16 protein-coding genes are annotated in these 16,270 nt (G+C 51.6%); all 16 read left to right on the forward strand.

Features of this window, described 5'->3' with window-relative positions; genetic code table 11:
• The first annotated feature begins 16 nt into the window (after window positions 1-16).
• The 16 genes from tsf to IE092_RS00740 all read left to right on the forward strand — a co-directional run bounded on the left by tsf (window position 17) and on the right by IE092_RS00740 (window position 16,197).
• The gene (gene tsf, locus IE092_RS00665) at window positions 17-901 is read left to right on the forward strand and encodes a translation elongation factor Ts (RefSeq protein WP_189355090.1); all 885 of its coding nucleotides are present in this window, start codon (window positions 17-19) and stop codon (window positions 899-901) included.
• Window positions 902-1,038: 137 nt separating this feature from the next.
• Window positions 1,039-1,755 (forward strand): UMP kinase, encoded by a 717-nt coding sequence (pyrH, locus tag IE092_RS00670; RefSeq protein ID WP_189355091.1) that lies wholly within the window; start codon window positions 1,039-1,041, stop codon window positions 1,753-1,755.
• A 67-nt stretch (window positions 1,756-1,822) separates the two neighbouring features.
• Window positions 1,823-2,383: a ribosome recycling factor gene (gene frr, locus IE092_RS00675; RefSeq protein WP_189355092.1), complete on the forward strand. Its 561-nt coding sequence runs from the start codon at window positions 1,823-1,825 to the stop codon at window positions 2,381-2,383.
• A gap of 9 nt (window positions 2,384-2,392) precedes the next feature.
• Complete coding sequence (locus IE092_RS00680; RefSeq protein WP_308427091.1) at window positions 2,393-3,322, forward strand: phosphatidate cytidylyltransferase; 930 nt, start codon at window positions 2,393-2,395, stop codon at window positions 3,320-3,322.
• An 11-nt stretch (window positions 3,323-3,333) separates the two neighbouring features.
• On the forward strand, window positions 3,334-4,506 hold the full coding sequence (gene ispC, locus IE092_RS00685; protein WP_189355739.1) for a 1-deoxy-D-xylulose-5-phosphate reductoisomerase: 1,173 nt from the start codon (window positions 3,334-3,336) through the stop codon (window positions 4,504-4,506).
• A 1-nt stretch (window position 4,507) separates the two neighbouring features.
• Window positions 4,508-5,869 carry an RIP metalloprotease RseP gene (rseP, locus tag IE092_RS00690; protein WP_189355093.1) on the forward strand — a complete coding sequence of 454 codons (1,362 nt, stop codon included), beginning with the start codon at window positions 4,508-4,510 and terminating at the stop codon, window positions 5,867-5,869.
• A 50-nt stretch (window positions 5,870-5,919) separates the two neighbouring features.
• Window positions 5,920-8,271, forward strand: a complete 2,352-nt coding sequence (bamA, locus tag IE092_RS00695) for an outer membrane protein assembly factor BamA (protein WP_189355094.1) — start codon at window positions 5,920-5,922, stop codon at window positions 8,269-8,271.
• 50 nt (window positions 8,272-8,321) lie between these two features.
• Window positions 8,322-8,828: an OmpH/Skp family outer membrane protein gene (locus IE092_RS00700; RefSeq protein WP_189355095.1), complete on the forward strand. Its 507-nt coding sequence runs from the start codon at window positions 8,322-8,324 to the stop codon at window positions 8,826-8,828.
• 3 nt (window positions 8,829-8,831) lie between these two features.
• Window positions 8,832-9,881 (forward strand): UDP-3-O-(3-hydroxymyristoyl)glucosamine N-acyltransferase, encoded by a 1,050-nt coding sequence (lpxD, locus tag IE092_RS00705; RefSeq protein WP_189355096.1) that lies wholly within the window; start codon window positions 8,832-8,834, stop codon window positions 9,879-9,881.
• A gap of 6 nt (window positions 9,882-9,887) precedes the next feature.
• Window positions 9,888-10,355: a 3-hydroxyacyl-ACP dehydratase FabZ gene (gene fabZ / locus IE092_RS00710; RefSeq protein WP_189355097.1), complete on the forward strand. Its 468-nt coding sequence runs from the start codon at window positions 9,888-9,890 to the stop codon at window positions 10,353-10,355.
• Complete coding sequence (lpxA, locus tag IE092_RS00715; protein WP_189355740.1) at window positions 10,352-11,143, forward strand: acyl-ACP--UDP-N-acetylglucosamine O-acyltransferase; 792 nt, start codon at window positions 10,352-10,354, stop codon at window positions 11,141-11,143. Before fabZ ends, lpxA begins: the two co-directional genes overlap by 4 nt.
• A 1-nt stretch (window position 11,144) precedes the next feature.
• Window positions 11,145-12,308 (forward strand): lipid-A-disaccharide synthase, encoded by a 1,164-nt coding sequence (gene lpxB / locus IE092_RS00720; protein ID WP_189355098.1) that lies wholly within the window; start codon window positions 11,145-11,147, stop codon window positions 12,306-12,308.
• Between the two features lie 101 nt (window positions 12,309-12,409).
• Entirely contained in the window at window positions 12,410-13,189 is a 780-nt protein-coding gene (locus IE092_RS00725; protein ID WP_189355741.1) for a TatD family hydrolase, read from the forward strand.
• A 3-nt stretch (window positions 13,190-13,192) separates the two neighbouring features.
• A complete protein-coding gene (locus IE092_RS00730) occupies window positions 13,193-13,837 on the forward strand; it encodes an ankyrin repeat domain-containing protein (RefSeq protein ID WP_189355099.1) in 645 nt (214 codons plus the stop codon).
• Between the two features lie 234 nt (window positions 13,838-14,071).
• Window positions 14,072-14,425 (forward strand): hypothetical protein, encoded by a 354-nt coding sequence (locus IE092_RS00735; RefSeq protein ID WP_189355100.1) that lies wholly within the window; start codon window positions 14,072-14,074, stop codon window positions 14,423-14,425.
• A 38-nt stretch (window positions 14,426-14,463) separates the two neighbouring features.
• Complete coding sequence (locus IE092_RS00740) at window positions 14,464-16,197, forward strand: ABC transporter permease (RefSeq protein WP_373295312.1); 1,734 nt, start codon at window positions 14,464-14,466, stop codon at window positions 16,195-16,197.
• The last annotated feature ends 73 nt before the right edge of the window (window positions 16,198-16,270 follow it).

Genomic DNA, 16,270 nt, shown 5'->3' on the forward strand with positions numbered 1-16,270 from the left:
AGATTAGGAGAAAAACATGGCAGCAATTACAGCAGCGATGGTAGCGGAACTGCGCGCAAAAACTGATGCGCCGATGATGGAATGTAAAAAAGCGCTGACAGAAGCTGAAGGCAACATGGATCGTGCAGAAGAAATTCTGCGTGTAAAGCTGGGTAGCAAAGCTTCTAAAGCAGCTTCCCGTATTACTGCAGAAGGCGTTGTTGCAGCTTATGTCTCCGGCAACGTAGGCGCGCTGATCGAAGTTAACTGCGAAACCGACTTCGTTACTAAAAATGACGACTTCATCGCTCTGGCTAACACTTGCGCGAAACTGGTTGCAGAACACAATCCTGCAGACGTAGCAGCGCTGAACGCACTGCCACTGGATGGCAAAACTGTTGACGAAGTACGTGCAGCACTGGTTGGTAAAATCGGTGAAAACATGTCCATCCGTCGTTTCAAACGTTTTGAAACAACTGCTAAACTGGCTTCTTACCTGCACGGTTCCCGTATCGGTGTAATGGTTGAATTTGATGGTGCTGATGATCAGGTTGGTAAAGATCTGGCAATGCACATCGCTGCGATGAAACCAGTTGCTGTTTCCGGCGCAGACGTTCCTGCAGATCTGATCGAGAAAGAGCGCTCTGTTGCAGAACAGAAAGCGGCTGAATCCGGCAAGCCAGCAGATATCGTTGCAAAAATGGTTGAAGGTTCTGTTCAGAAATTCCTGAAAGAAGTTTCTCTGCTGAACCAGTCTTTCGTTAAAAACGATAAGCAAACTGTTGAGCAAATGCTGAAAGCTGCTGATTCCAGCGTGAAGTCTTTCGTAATGTTTGTAGTTGGTGAAGGCATCGAGAAGAAAGTTGATGACTTCGCAGCTGAAGTTGCAGCGCAGGTTGCTGCAGCAAAACAAGCGAACTAAGGCGAATAAAAAAACGGGCCCCAAAGGCCCGTTTTTTTAAGGGTAAGCCTGCGTTGCAGGATGATTCGGATTGCAGTTTGTCTGGCAGTCAGCATTCCAAATCATTTCAATCAACTAATTTCCAGAAGGAGTCTGTGATGACGAAACCAGCTTATAAGCGTGTACTCTTAAAACTTTCTGGTGAAGCGCTGATGGGCGATGACCCTTTTGGCATCAATCGCGCTACTATCGAACGTATGGTTGCTGACGTGGCAGAAGTATCCCGCATGGGCGTGGAACTGGCTATCGTTATCGGCGGCGGTAATATTTTCCGTGGCGTAGCACCTGGTGCTCAGGGCATGGATCGTGCAACGGCAGACTATATGGGTATGCTGGCAACTGTCATGAATTCTCTGGCGCTTGCCGATGCAATGCGTCAGGTAGGCATTACAGCCCGCGTGATGTCAGCGATCGCAATTGATCAGGTCGTTGAGCCTTACGTTCGCCCTAAAGCATTGCAGTATCTTGAAGAAGGTAAAGTTGTGGTGTTCGCAGCAGGTACAGGCAATCCATTCTTTACGACAGACACCGCTGCAGCTTTGCGCGGTTCTGAAATTGGTGCGGAAATTGTTCTGAAAGCGATGAAAGTGGATGGTGTTTATACTGCGGATCCTAAAAAAGATCCGACAGCAACACGCTTTTCTACAATTTCATTTGACGAAGCTATTTCCCGTCACTTGCAAGTCATGGATGCGACTGCATTTGCATTGTGCCGCGACCAGAAGCTGCCAATCAAAGTTTTCTCCATTGTGAAGCCGGGTGCGTTGAAAAACCTGATTCTGGGTGAAGACGAAGGCACACTTGTGCACGTATAATTGCATGTTTGTTAGTTCATAGTAATGAATGCCACTGCGGTGCGGTGGCAGATGTATGGAGGGCGGTATGACCGTTGCAGATATTAAGAAAAGCAGTGAACAGAAGATGCAGAAGTCGATTGAGACCCTGAAGGCGGACCTCGCAAAAGTGCGTACTGGTCGTGCCCATACAGGTATTCTCGATCACGTGATGGTAGATTACTACGGCAGCCCGACCGCAATCGGTCAGGTGGCTAATCTGACCCTGATCGACGCACGTACGATCGGTGTTCAGCCTTGGGAAAAGAAGATGCTGTCCGCAATCGAAAAAGCGATTCGTGATTCAGATCTGGGTCTGAACCCGTCTTCTCAGGGTGATATGATTCGTGTTCCTACGCCGGCTCTGACCGAAGAGCGTCGTAAAGAGCTGGTGAAGCTGGTTAAGTCTGAGGGCGAAGGCGCGAAAATTGCGGTCCGCAATATTCGTCGTGATGCAAACGAAGGCTTGAAAAAACTGCTGAAAGACAAAGCCTGTTCCGAAGATGATGAGCGTCGTGCACAGGATGACGTACAAAAGCTGACGGACAAATTTGTCGCTGAAATCGACAAGATTCTTGCCGAAAAAGAAAAAGACGTGATGACAGTCTGATCGCGGCTGTTGTTTGAACCATTAACGAGCTCGAAGCAATTCCTGACGAAGCGGAACTGTTTTGCAGCTCGTTTTTATTTTGTACTTTTCAGCTTATCCATGCTCATACCTCGTGTAATCACAGCACTCGCATTGCTTGCTTTGCTACTGCCGACTTTGTTTCTGGGAAACCAGATCCTCTTTACCGTTGTTATTTCTGTCTTTTTTGGCGCAGCCATTTGGGAGACTCAGCGGCTTTTTAAGAAGCGATTCGCCCTTCCGGTGGGTATTAGCTGGGGATTGTTAATGGCATATTTAGCCTGGCATTTTCAGGCGTTTATGGGTGACACAGCGAATAAAGTCCCGCAGGTACTGTTTGCAATGAGTGCTGCTTTCTGGGTTGTGCGTATCCTTCCTTTGCTGAAAAAAGGCATGCCGGAGCAGGGTAGTTATGCATACAGCGCGATTTCTACTATGTACACACTGACAGTGTTTACATGCTTTATGGCTATCGCAATGTTTTATTTTAAGCATTCTGCTGTATACCTGTTATCTGTTATGGCACTGGTCTGGATTGCTGATATCGGCGCCTATTTCTCGGGAAAAGCTTTCGGGAAACGCAAACTCGCACCGACAATTTCTCCGGGTAAATCCTGGGAGGGCGCAATCGGTGGCGGGATTGCAGTGCTGTTGATCGCCGCTGCATCGGTGCATGTTCCTGTGCTTGCGGATAGTTTCACAGTCCATTTGGTAGCGCGGTTTGGTTGGTGGGCGACTGTTGCTTTACTGATTTTGCTGGTTGCGACTAGCATCACTGGCGATTTGTTTGAGTCCATGCTGAAGCGTCGTGCCGGAATGAAGGATAGTAGTCAGCTGTTACCGGGACATGGCGGTGTGCTTGATCGTGTAGATGCATTAGTACCTGTTCTCCCGTTAGCAATGTTAATAGATTTGTTGTGAAGAATTCTGAAATGCAGAACGTAACGATACTAGGCTCTACCGGTTCAATAGGTGTTTCTACGCTGGATGTGATCGGGCGTCACACTGAAAAATATGCTGTTTTTGCGCTGACTGCCCATCAGCAAGTGGAAAAGCTGTTCGAACAATGCGTGCAATTTAAGCCGAAGTTCGCTGTGCTGGGTAAAGCTGAAGCCGCGAATCAACTGAAACAGAAACTGGATGCCGCTGGTGTCAGCGGTACCGCAGTGTTGTACGGTGAGCTTGCACTGTCCGAGGTGGCGTCCGATCCGGAATGCCATATCGTGATGGCTGCGATTGTTGGCGCTGCCGGATTGAAGCCAACACTGGCGGCTGCGCGGGCTGGCAAAAAGGTGCTGCTCGCCAATAAAGAAGCACTGGTCATGTCAGGGCAGATTTTTATGGATGCAATTGCTGCCAGTGGTGCAGCTTTGTTGCCGATTGACAGTGAGCATAATGCCGTGTTTCAGTGCCTTCCTGCAGAAAAGCGTGCTTATGATACAAATCTTGGCGTGACTAAAGTACTGCTGACCGCTTCCGGTGGGCCTTTCCTGAAACGGGATGTGTCAACCTTAGATGCGGTTACGCCTGAAGAGGCAGTTGCACATCCGAACTGGGTTATGGGGAGAAAGATCTCGGTGGACTCTGCAACGATGATGAATAAGGGGCTGGAAGTCATCGAGGCTCACTGGCTGTTTGGTGCACCTGCAGATCAGATCGAAGTTGTGATTCATCCGCAGAGCGTAATCCATTCTATGGTTTCTTATTCAGACGGCTCGGTGCTGGCGCAATTAGGTAATCCTGATATGCGCACACCAATTGCCTACGGTCTTGCTTACCCTGAACGAATCGCTTCCGGTGTTGCACCTTTAGATTTGGTGAAAGTCGGGCAGTTGCAATTTTATGACGCGGATTTCGTCCGCTTCCCGTGCCTTGATCTCGCATATACGGCACTGAGAACCGGTGGCACCGCGCCAGCGATTCTGAATGCGGCGAATGAAGTTGCGGTAGAAGCGTTTTTGCAGCGGAAAATCGGTTTCCGCGATATTGATAAGCTGATCGCACATGCTTTGGATAGTGTTGAATCCGGGGCTGCAGATACACTGGATGGTATTCTGGATGCGGATCGTCGTGCGCGTGAATTTACTGTGAGCCGGATCAGCTGATATGTTTTTGTACAGTGTTTTTCACTTTCTGATCGCGATCAGTATTCTGGTGTCTATCCACGAGCTGGGACATTATCTTGCAGCTCGCTGGTGCGGTGTGAAGGTGATCCGTTTCTCGCTTGGAATGGGTAAAGTGCTCTGGTCCAGGAAATTCGGTAAAGACCAGACAGAGTGGGCGATTTCAATGCTGCCGATCGGCGGCTATGTATCCATGCTGGACGGCCGCTCGATGAGCGACGAAGAGCTTGCCGGTCATGATTTAAATCGTGAATTCACCAGACAATCTGTGTGGAAGCGGATGCTGATTGTTGCTGCCGGTCCTGTCGCTAATTTTTTGCTTGCAATCCTGTTATTTGCCGGACTGTTTTTTACAGGCACCACCGAGCCGCTACCAAGAATTGCACTGACTTCTGAGGCGGGTGTTGCAGCAAGAGCAGGGTTTAAGACGGGCGATATCATCCGCAGTGTCGATGGCACTGAATTGCATGGCTGGTCTCAGCTGGCGGATGCAATTGTAGGTGCCGCACTGGAACATCGTGCTATTCGCTTCGAGGTAGAGCGCGACACACAGGCACGTTCCAGTGTGTTTATTCCCGAGGGAGCGTTCAGACTGGAAGATCTCGAAAAAGATTTTGCTCAGGCAACCGGTATGACGCTGGCTAAACCTGCGGCTGTTATTCATGAAGTGATGCCGGATGGGCCTGCTGCGAAGAGCGGATTTCAGACAGGTGACCGTGTTCAGTTGATTGATGGTAAGGCAGTGCCGGATGTGACTGTATTTGTCGATATTATCGGACGCTCTGCGGGGCAGAAACTGGAATTCGGTATTGTGCGCAATGGTCAGTCCATAACTCTTTTTGCTACACCTGCCGAAGAAGAGCGAAACGGCAAGCTGGTTGGCAAGCTGCATGTTGCGCTAGAACCGCCGGAAACGACAGTCGTGCGTTTTGGTGCACTGGATTCCATCACGCGCGGTATCAGCAAGACCTGGGATGGCAGCGTTTTAAACCTGAAGTTACTCTGGAAAATCGTAACGGGCGAAGCATCGATCAAGAATGTGACGGGGCCTGTAACGATTGCCGAATATGCCGGCAAAGCTGCAAAAGTCGGCATCGAAAGTTTCATTTCGCTGCTCGCCGCAATCAGTATTGGCCTCGGTGTTATGAATTTACTGCCTGTGCCGGTTTTGGACGGGGGGTATTTGTTGTATTATTCGCTGGAAATTTTGCGCGGAAAGGCATTATCCGATCTGACAACACAACGTTTACAACAGGTTGGAATCGCACTTCTGGTGATGTTGATGGCATTAGCATTTTTTAATGACATTGTGCGTCAATATGTCAAAATAACAGGCTTGATATAAAAATCTGTTCCAGATCGCAAAATAAGCTCAATTAAAGATCCATACACCCAATGAAATTATCTATCGAGCACTTCTCTTTGCCACAATTTCGCCGTCATGCTTTTTCACTTGCTGCGATGGCATTATGTTCCGGCAGTGCCTGGGCAATTCAGCCATTCACCGTCAAAGATATTCGTGTAGAAGGATTGCAGCGTACCGAAGCGGGTACAGTCTTCAGTTATCTGCCTGTGAAAGTCGGCGAGGTCTTTGATGATGCAAAAAGTACTGCAGCGATCAAATCCTTGTACGGAACAGGGTTTTTCAAAGATATTCAAATTGAAGAGCAGGATGGCGTACTGGTTGTCATTCTGGAAGAGCGCCCGACAATCGCAGGCGTCGAATTTACCGGAACCAAAGAATTCGAAAAAGATGCGCTGGTAAAAGCGCTCAAAGACATTGGTATCGGTGAATCCCGCATTCTGGACAAAGCGACGGTAGACCGCGCTGAGCAGGAGCTGAAGCGTCAGTACCTCTCCAAGGGTTTGTATGGGATGCAAATCACCACCACCATTACGCCGCTTGAGCGTAACCGGGTACGCGTCACATTTGCTGTGGAAGAGGGAGAAATTGCCCGTATTGCTGAGATTAAAATTACCGGCAATAAAGCATTTTCCGATGGAGAGCTGCGTGACCTGATGGCACTGAATACCTCGACATGGTTTTCGTGGTACACGAAAGCAGATCAGTATTCCAAGCAAAAATTATCCGGCGATCTCGAGTCCGTACGTTCTTTTTATCAGAACCGCGGTTATCTGACGATGCAAATTTTGTCATCGCAGATTTCGATCAGTCCGGATAAGAAAAATATCTATATCGCCATCAATATTTCCGAAGGCGAAAAATACAAAATCGGCGACATTAAACTGGATGGCGATTTGTTCGGTCGTGATGCTGAACTTGCTTCTCTGATGTTGCTGAAAAAAGGTGATACTTACAATGCTGCCCGCCTGACAGAAAGTACAAAACGTATTTCTGAGCGTATGGGTAACTTTGGTTATGCGTTTGCCAACGTGAACGCTGTTCCGCAGATTAATGAAGAAACCCGCGAAGCATCGTTTACGATTCAGGTCGATGCCGGTAAGCGTGTGTATGTGCGCCGTATCAATCTCGCCGGAAACACCCGTTCCCGTGATGAAGTGATTCGCCGTGAGTTCCGCCAGTTTGAAAGTTCCTGGTACGACGGTGAGAAAATTAAAGCATCGAAGGACCGTGTAGAACGTCTTGGATTCTTTGAAGACGTTAAACTCGAAACGCCGGAAGTCGCCACCAGCGCTGATCAGGTCGATATCAATCTGTCTGTGAAAGAAAAACCAACCGGTAGTCTGATGTTCGGTGCCGGTTACTCCAGTGCAGAGCGCCTGACATTGTCCGGTGCGATCTCGCAGGCGAATGCATTCGGTAGTGGTGATACGATGGCACTGGAGCTGAATACCAGCCGCCAGAACCGAACAATCGTACTTGCACACACTGATCCTTATTTCACAGATGAGGGTGTGAGCCGCAGTATCGATGGATTCCTCCGTACACAGCGACCATTTGCCGGCTTTACTCAGGACTATAAAGTACAGTCTATGGGGGGCAACCTGCGTTTCGGCATCCCTTTCTCTGAGGTCGATACAGTGTTCTTTGGTATGGGGGTAGAGCGTACACATGTATTTACGAAGGAGCTCAGCCCTCGTGCATATCTGAACTTTGTAGCAACCAACGGAAGCGGTGTTGAAAAAGATCCGACTTCGCCAAACTATGGTCTCGGTGAGGCAACAACCAATTCCTTCCCGCTGACAGTTGCGTGGCAGCGTGACAGCCGTGACAGTGTGATGACGCCGACAATTGGCCGCTATCAGCGTGCCAACCTGGAAGTGGCAGCTGCCGGTAACTCCCGCTATTACCGTGCGATTTACCAGGCGCAGTTATATCAGCCGATTTACCGTTCCGTCGTTTTGGCGCTGAATGGCGAGTTTGACTATGGTCACGGGCTGTCTGGTCAGAAATATCCGGTGTTTAAAAACTTCTATGCGGGTGGTATCGGATCTGTTCGTGGTTACGAGCCGGGTTCTCTCGGTACCAAAGATGCGTTCGGCGAGTCGCAAGGGGGTGCTAAACGGATTATCGGTAATGTAGAATTACAGATCCCGTTCCCGGGTGCAGATAAATCGCTGCGCTGGTTTGCCTTCCTGGATGGCGGTCAGGTTTTTGATGAAGGTCAGAAGATGCGTCCGAAGGACTTCCGTTTTGGTGCCGGTATCGGTATCAGTTGGATTTCTCCTGTCGGCCCGCTGAAACTGAGCTTTGGTAAAGCGCTGAATGCGAAGCCGGAAGACAAGAAGCAAGGCTTCCAGTTCCAGATGGGTACCGGTTTCTGATCCGGTGGGCGGTGAAGATGTATTTGACTGTATTTTGATTGAGTCAGGCTATGAACGTATCCAGATTTCTCCGTAATGTCGTATTTTGCGTAGGCGGTTTATCCAGCGCTGGTTTTGCAAGCGCTCAGGATATTCGTGTTGCTTTCTTTAACTCTGACCGTGTGATGAAAGAGTCCGGGGCACTGAAAGTAGCGGAAGCGAAGATCGATAATGAGTTCGCGAAGCAAAAAAAGGAATTGCAGGACATCTCGGTGAAAATCAAGACGCTGGCGGATAAGCTGGATCGCGAATCTGCCTCTCTGTCGGACGCAGAACGTCTGCGTCGTCAGCGTGAACTGACGGATCTTGATCAGGACTTCAAACGTAAGCAGCGTATTTACAATGAAGACTTCAACCTGCGTCGCAATGAAGAGGTTGATGCTTTTATTGAAAAAGCCAGAAAAACGATTCGTCAGATTGCTGAGCAGGAAAAATACGACATCGTGGTGCAGGATGCGGTGTACTACAACGCCCGCGTTGACATCACTGACAAAGTTCTCAAAGCACTCACAAAATAATTTATGACCACGACGAGTATTCGTCTGGGTGAGCTGGCAGATCGCCTGGGAGGGCGGCTGACCGGCTCGCCGGACATTGCAGTCTCTGGTATTGCACCGGTCAGCGAAGCTGGCTCCGGTCATATTACCTTTCTTTCTAATTCCAAACTCCGCCATGTTGCTGCTGCCTCTCAGGCTGCAGCGCTGATGCTGACCGAAGCAGATTACGAACAAATCGGCACTGACTTTCAGGGCGTTTGTCTGATTGTCCCGAATCCGTACGTCTGTTTTGCGCGTGTCGCGCAATGGTTTGTTGCGCTGAATACACCTGCGCCGGCAGCTGGCGTGCATCCGAATGCCTCGGTGGCCGCGACTGCCGTGATTGCGGCGACTGCGACGATCGGTGCGAATGCCGTCATTGGTGAAGAAGTGGTCATTGGCGAACATACGGTGATTGAGCCCGGTGTGGTGCTGGCGCGCGGCGTCAGTATTGGTGCGGACAGCCGTATTTATCCCAACGTATCCGTATATGAAGACTGTGTCATCGGTGACCGCTGCATTATCCATTCCGGTGCTGTGATTGGAGCGGATGGCTTTGGCTTTGCGAACGATAAAGGCGCATGGATCAAGATACCGCAGACGGGCCGCGTTGTGATCGGCAACGATGTGGAAATCGGGGCAAATACCAGTATCGATCGCGGGGCGCTGGCTGATACAGTTATTGAAGATGGTGTCAAACTTGATAATCAGATTCAGATAGGTCACAACTGCCATATAGGAGCGCATACAGCGATGGCAGGCTGTGTAGGTGTTGCCGGTAGTGCAAAGATCGGCAAGCACTGTACATTCGGCGGGGCTGCGATGATCCTCGGACATCTGACCATCGCCGACAATGTACATATTTCATCCGGTAGTCTGGTGTCGAGATCCATCTCTGAACCCGGGCAGTACACAGGATTTTATCCGCTGGCAAAAAATGCAGATTGGGAAAAGACCGCCGCCATCGTGCGCAATCTCGGAACCATGCGTGAAAAACTGCGCCAGCTGGAAAAAATAACGAAAAACAAGGAATAGCAATTTATGACGACGAAGTCCCTCGACATTACCCAGATTAAAGAATATCTGCCGCACCGTTACCCGTTTTTGCTGGTCGACCGTGTGCTCGACTGGGAAAGCGGTAAGCGTATTACTGCCATCAAAAATGTGACTGTTAACGAAGAATTCTTTAACGGCCATTTCCCGAACAAACCAGTCATGCCAGGTGTGATGATGATTGAAGCGCTGGCACAAACTGCCGCGATTCTGTCCTTCCTGACCATGGATGTGAAACCGGATGAAAAAACTGTCGTGTTTTTCCTCGGCATTGACGGCGCACGTTTCAAGCGTCCGGTAGGTCCCGGCGATCAACTGAAAATGGATGTGGAAATCATCAAAGTTGCACGCGGCATCTGGAAATATGCGGCAAAAGGTACCGTAGACGGCCAGCTGGTTGTTGAAGGTGAACTGATGTGTACGATGCGTACTACTGACGAATTAGCGGAGAAATAATGCTGATCCACTCCACCGCCATCATTGATCCTAAGGCACAACTGGATTCGACTGTCGAAGTCGGGCCGTATGCGATTATCGGCCCTGATGTCAGCATCGGCGCCGGTACCAAAGTAGGTCCGCATGTTGTGATCAGCGGGCACACTACCATCGGAAAAGAGAACCATTTTCATGCATTCTCGTCGATCGGTGGTCCGCCACAGGATAAAAAATACGGCGGTGAAGTGACGTATCTGGAAATCGGCGACCGCAATCTGGTGCGCGAATTCTGTACCTTTAACTGCGGCACAACGCAGGACAAGGGCATTACCCGTATCGGCAGCGATAACTGGTTTCTGGCCTATGTGCATATCGCGCATGATTGCGTGGTGGGCAGCCATACCGTTTTTTCGAATAATGCTGCACTGGCGGGCCATGTGCACGTTGGTGACTGGGTGATTATGAGCGGCTTTTCCGCCGTCCATCAGTTCTGCCACATTGGCGAACATGCGTTTGTCGGCATGAACACCAGTCTCACGCAGGACGTGCCGCCGTATGTGCTGGTGTCCGGCAATCCTGCCGAAGCACACGGTGCAAATCTCGAAGGTTTGAAACGCCGTGGCTTCAGCCGCGATCAGATTCATGCAATTCGCCATGCGTACAAAGCCTTGTACAAATCCGGCCTGACTTTGGAAGAGGCAAAAGCCGCGCTGGAACAGCAAATTGCGGAATTGCCAGCGGACGCAGCAGACTCCGTGCAGCGCATGCGCAGTTTCCTCGATGTGTCGCAACGCGGTATCGTTCGCTGAGATGAGCACAAATCGTCAGCATCCGGTCATCAGCATGGTGGCCGGCGAAACTTCCGGCGACATGCTTGCCGCCCGTTTATTGTCCGGCCTGCGCCCGCGCTTGCCGGAATCCCTGATGCACGGCATCGGCGGTCCGCGTATGGCCGAATACGGCTTCGTGAACGACTGGCCGATGGAAAAACTGTCTGTACGCGGCCTGTTCGAAGTACTGGCGCATTACCGCGAAATCAGCGGTATCCGCAATCAGTTACGTGAACGCTTGCTGGCAGAGCGTCCGGATGTGTTTATCGGTGTCGATGCGCCGGATTTCAATCTGGGGCTGGAAACCGATCTGCGCGAAGCCGGTATTCCGACCATGCATTACATCAGCCCGTCGATCTGGGCCTGGCGTGGCGGACGCATCAAAAAGATTAAAAAAGCCGTATCTCATATGCTGGTGGTGTTTCCTTTTGAGGAAGCGATTTACCAGCAAGCCGGTATTCCGGCGACCTATGTCGGTCATCCTCTGGCGCAGGTGATTCCTGAACAAGTCGATGTGCAGGCGGCTCGTCAGGAGCTCGGGCTGGATACCCGTTTCCCGGTAATTGCGATGCTGCCCGGCAGTCGCATGTCGGAAATCAAATACAACACCGCCGCGTTTATCGGCGCAGCCCGTTTGCTGATGCAGCGCGAACCGAATCTGCAGATTCTGGTACCGATGGCAGGGCAAAAACAGCGCGAATACTTTATCCGTCTGCTGGTTGAAAACAAACTCGACGACGTGCCGCTGATCGTGACCGATGGCAAATCGCACAGCTGCATTGCCGCCGCAGACGCGGTGCTGGTGGCGTCCGGTACGGCCACGCTGGAAGTGGCGCTGTACAAAAAGCCAATGGTGATTGCCTATAAGATGATGGAAGCCTCATGGCAGATTCTGCGTCATATGGGCTACCAGTCGTGGGTAGGTTTGCCGAATATTCTGGAACAGCGTTTTATCGTGCCGGAATTACTGCAATCCGCCGCGACACCGCAGGCGCTGGCGGATGCGCTGTGGAAGCAATTGACGGATGATGCAAACCGCGCGCATCTGACAGAACGTTTCAGCGCAATGCATGCCAGCCTGCTGCGTGACAGCGCCAATGTCACCGCAGAAGCCGTGATGAAGGTGATTGCGCAGTCACGCTGATCGTCGCAGATTGCTGCCGGTTTTTCAGCGTTTTTCGCCCGTTCCGTATTTCAAGTATGATTCCGGTCTTCGTACCGGAATTTCTTTTTTTGTCGTCTGTCATGTATATCGATTCCCATTGCCATATTAATTTCCCTGAACTGGCGGCACGCCTTCCTGAAATGCTGGAAAAAATGCGGCAAAATCAGGTCAGTCATGCACTCTGCGTGTCGGTGAATCTGCCGGATTTCCCGCAGGTGCTGGCACTGGCAGAAGCGCATGACAATATCTACGCCTCGGTTGGTGTGCATCCGGATTACGAAGATACGCCGGAACCCAGCGCAGAAATGCTGGCTGAGACTGCAAAGCATCCGAAAATCGTCGCGATCGGCGAAACCGGCCTCGATTATTTCCGTTTAACCGGCGATCTGGAATGGCAGCGCGAACGCTTTCGTCAGCATATCCGCGCTTCCCGCCTGAGCCGCAAACCACTGATTATCCATACCCGCTCTGCATCCGAAGATACGCTGCGGATTCTGAAAGAAGAGGGCGCAGCAGTGCAGGATGGCGGCGTGGCCGGTGTGATGCACTGCTTTACCGAATCGATGGAAGTGGCGCTGGCAGCAATGGAAATGGGCTTTTATATTTCCTTCTCCGGCATCGTCACCTTCAAAAGCGCCAAAGATTTGCAGGAAGTCGCGCGCGCCGTGCCGCTGGACCGTATGCTGATCGAAACCGATTCGCCGTATCTGGCACCGGTACCTTTCCGTGGCAAAACCAATGAACCTGCGTTCGTCAAACACGTTGGCGATTTCATCGCTGACCTGAAAGGCGTGCCCAGCACCGAAGTACAACGCGCCACCACCGAAAACTTCTTCCGTCTGTTCCAGATTCCGGGATAAACCATGCTGACCCTGCGCCGTCTGTTGCTGAGTTTTGTACTCTCGCTGTTTGCCGTTGCTGCCATGGCGCAGGAGACCGTCGATGATTTACTGTTCGCGGTGCGCTTCAATGATCCGGGAACGATAGAAACCATGCTGAAAGCGGGTTTTGATGTGAATACCCGCGAGAAAGCACGTGGCGAAACCCTGCTGATGATCGCTGCCCGCGAAAAATCCCTGAAAGCACTCAGCTATCTGGCCAAATTTCCGAAAACCGATAAAGAAGCCCGCGCCAATAATGGCGATACTGCGCTGATGCTGGCCGCGTTCGGCGGCTCTTTGCCAGCGGTAACGATACTGGTGGAAGCAGAAGCCGAAGTGAATCAGCCGGGCTGGACAGCGCTGCATTATGGCGCTGCCAGCGGCAGTACCGAAGTGGTTGCCTATCTGCTGGAAAATCACGCCTATATTGACGCCGAAGCGCCAAACGGCCTGACACCGTTGATGATGGCTGTGGTGTTCGGTAAAAAAGCGGTTGTGCAATTATTGCTGGAGCAGGGCGCAGACGCCGCGCTGCGTAACCAGAAAGGCCAGACCGCGATGGATCTGGCAAAACAAAATGCCCGCGAAGACTTAATCGAAGTATTAAGCACCGCCGTCAAACGCTGACCACCGCTTACCTTACCAGCCCGTCTGGTACACACAAGACACCGGCCTCTGAACACAGACGCCGGTGTTTTTATTTCGGTTCGCAGTCGTCCAAAGCCGGTAAAAAGAGCCTGAGATTGCCTGAAAATGCCCCAAATGCGGATTCCGGCATAGCAACCCCGCTGTCGTCGGCAGAAAGTCCGGGCTTGCGGATTTGGCGGATGACGATAGTTGCACAAGTCAACGGGTCATGTGATGCGTTTGAATGCATGCCGGAGCAGGGCGGAACGGTTAGCGGCAGCGCCGATGTTTTGCGCAGAAACAGACGTTTTCGCAGTGCAATATGCAGGGTTTGATGCCGTAAGCGATGATGCTGATACAAAACGAATTAAATTTTTGCGGCGCAACATCTTGGCTGTGATGCAGCTTGCATGTTACAGTTTTGGTCTCGATTCATTAAGGATATTTCCATGGACAGTCACAGTTGCCCCCGACCGTATCGTCAATAAAGGCAAGCTGTCAGCACTGTCGCTGCTTCTTGCTGTAAGCAAGAGCAGTTTCCGTTTTCTTCTGCTCACAAATCACGTTTTTCCTGTGTTCCTCCGCTGAGAGGTGATTCCGTCCGTGCGTGGCGGTAAGGAGTGTTTGTGTTTTCTGTTTTTCAAAATCCGTCGTCCGCGACATCCGTATCCGCGAAACCGAACTGCTGGGACTGGGCTTTGTTGCCGGTGGTGCTGGCGGTGCTCAGTCTGTTTGCGTATGCGGCGATGCAAATGAGCCGGCCGTTTGCGGTGGGCGAAACGCTGGCGGTGTCGCTGGACCCTGCGGTGCTGCCGTATTACCTGCTGCGCACGATATTGCGCATGTTCACCGCGCTGTTTTTGTCGCTGGTGTTCAGTCTGGTGTTTGCCGCAATTGCCGCGCGTTTCCGGCTGGCGGAACGCATCATGATTCCTTTGCTGGATATTCTGCAATCGGTGCCGATTCTCGGTTTTCAGGCGATTGCGATTGCGCCGTTTATTGCCTTATTCCCCGGCAATCTGCTGGGTGTGGAATGTGCCGCCGTGTTTGCGATTTTTACCTCGCAAGCCTGGAATATGGCGTTCTCTGTGTATCAGTCGATACGCACTGTGCCATCGGAATTGCAGGAAGCGGCGCGCGTATTTCGCCTATCGGCGTGGCAGCGCTTCTGGCGGCTGGAATTGCCGTTTGCGATGCCCGGTTTGCTGTGGAATATGATGATGTCGATGTCCGGCGGCTGGTTCTTTCTGGTGGCGGCCGAAGCGATTGCTGTGGCGGGGCAGGACATCAAGCTGCCCGGCATCGGTTCGTATATTGCGGTGGCGATTGAACAGCGCCAGATCGCCGCAATTCTGTGGGCGATCTTTGCGATGCTGAGCGGCATTCTGCTGTACGACCAGCTGTTCTTCCGGCCTTTGCTGGCATGGGCCGATAAATTCCGTTTTGAAGAAACCCAGAGCGAAACCGCGCAGAAATCGTGGTTACTGGACTGGATGCGCAACAGCCACTGGTTCCGCCGCGCGGGCAGCCGTTTCTGGCGCTGGCTGGGGCGCAGCCTGAGCTGGTTTGCTTTGCCGCTGGAAAACCAGCGCAGTACCAAGCCTGCGTTCTGGGCGCGCTGGCAAATTTCCGGCTTCTGGATTGAGTTGCTGATCGGGCTGATGATGCTGGCGGGGCTGGTTCGCTTAACCATCTTCATTCACAGCGAAGTCGGCTGGGCAGAAGTCGGGCATGTGGCGGTGCTGGGCAGTATTACGCTGGTGCGGGTGATGGTGCTGATTGCGATTGCTTCGCTGGTGTGGGTGCCGGTGGCGGTGTGGATTGGTTTGCGGCCTGCGTATTCGCAAAAAGTGCAGGCGGTGGCGCAGTTTCTGGCCGCGTTTCCGGTCAATTTTTTATTTCCGGGCGTGGTGCTGGTGATGGTCACGCTGGATTTGTCGCCGAATATCTGGCTCAGCCCGCTGATGGTGTTCGGTACGCAGTGGTACATCCTGTTTAACGTGGTGGCCGGTGCGGCAACCATTCCGAATGAATTGCGGCTGGCGGCAGACAATCTGGGACTGAAGGGTTGGCTGAAATGGAAGCGCGTGTATCTTCCGGCGATTTTTCCGAGCTACATTACCGGCGCAATTACCGCCAGCGGCGGTTCGTGGAATGCCAGCATCGTTGCGGAATATGTGACCTGGGGCAAAACCACGCTGGTGGCAGATGGCCTCGGCAGCTATATCAAACAAATGACCGAAGCCGGTGATTTTCAGCGCATCGCACTGGGCATCGGCATGATGTGTATTTTTGTGATGCTGCTGAACCGCTTTTTCTGGCGTCGCTTATACGATCTGGCGGAGCGCCATCTGCGCTGATGAGTGAAATTTTTTATCACATCAGACAAACACCATTTGCAGACCGGCTGCACAGCGAACAATCACAGGCTGC

Origin of the sequence: Cognatundibacterium squillarum (genome assembly GCF_014652435.1) — a bacterium.
GTDB lineage: Bacteria > Pseudomonadota > Gammaproteobacteria > Burkholderiales > Burkholderiaceae_D > Undibacterium > Undibacterium squillarum.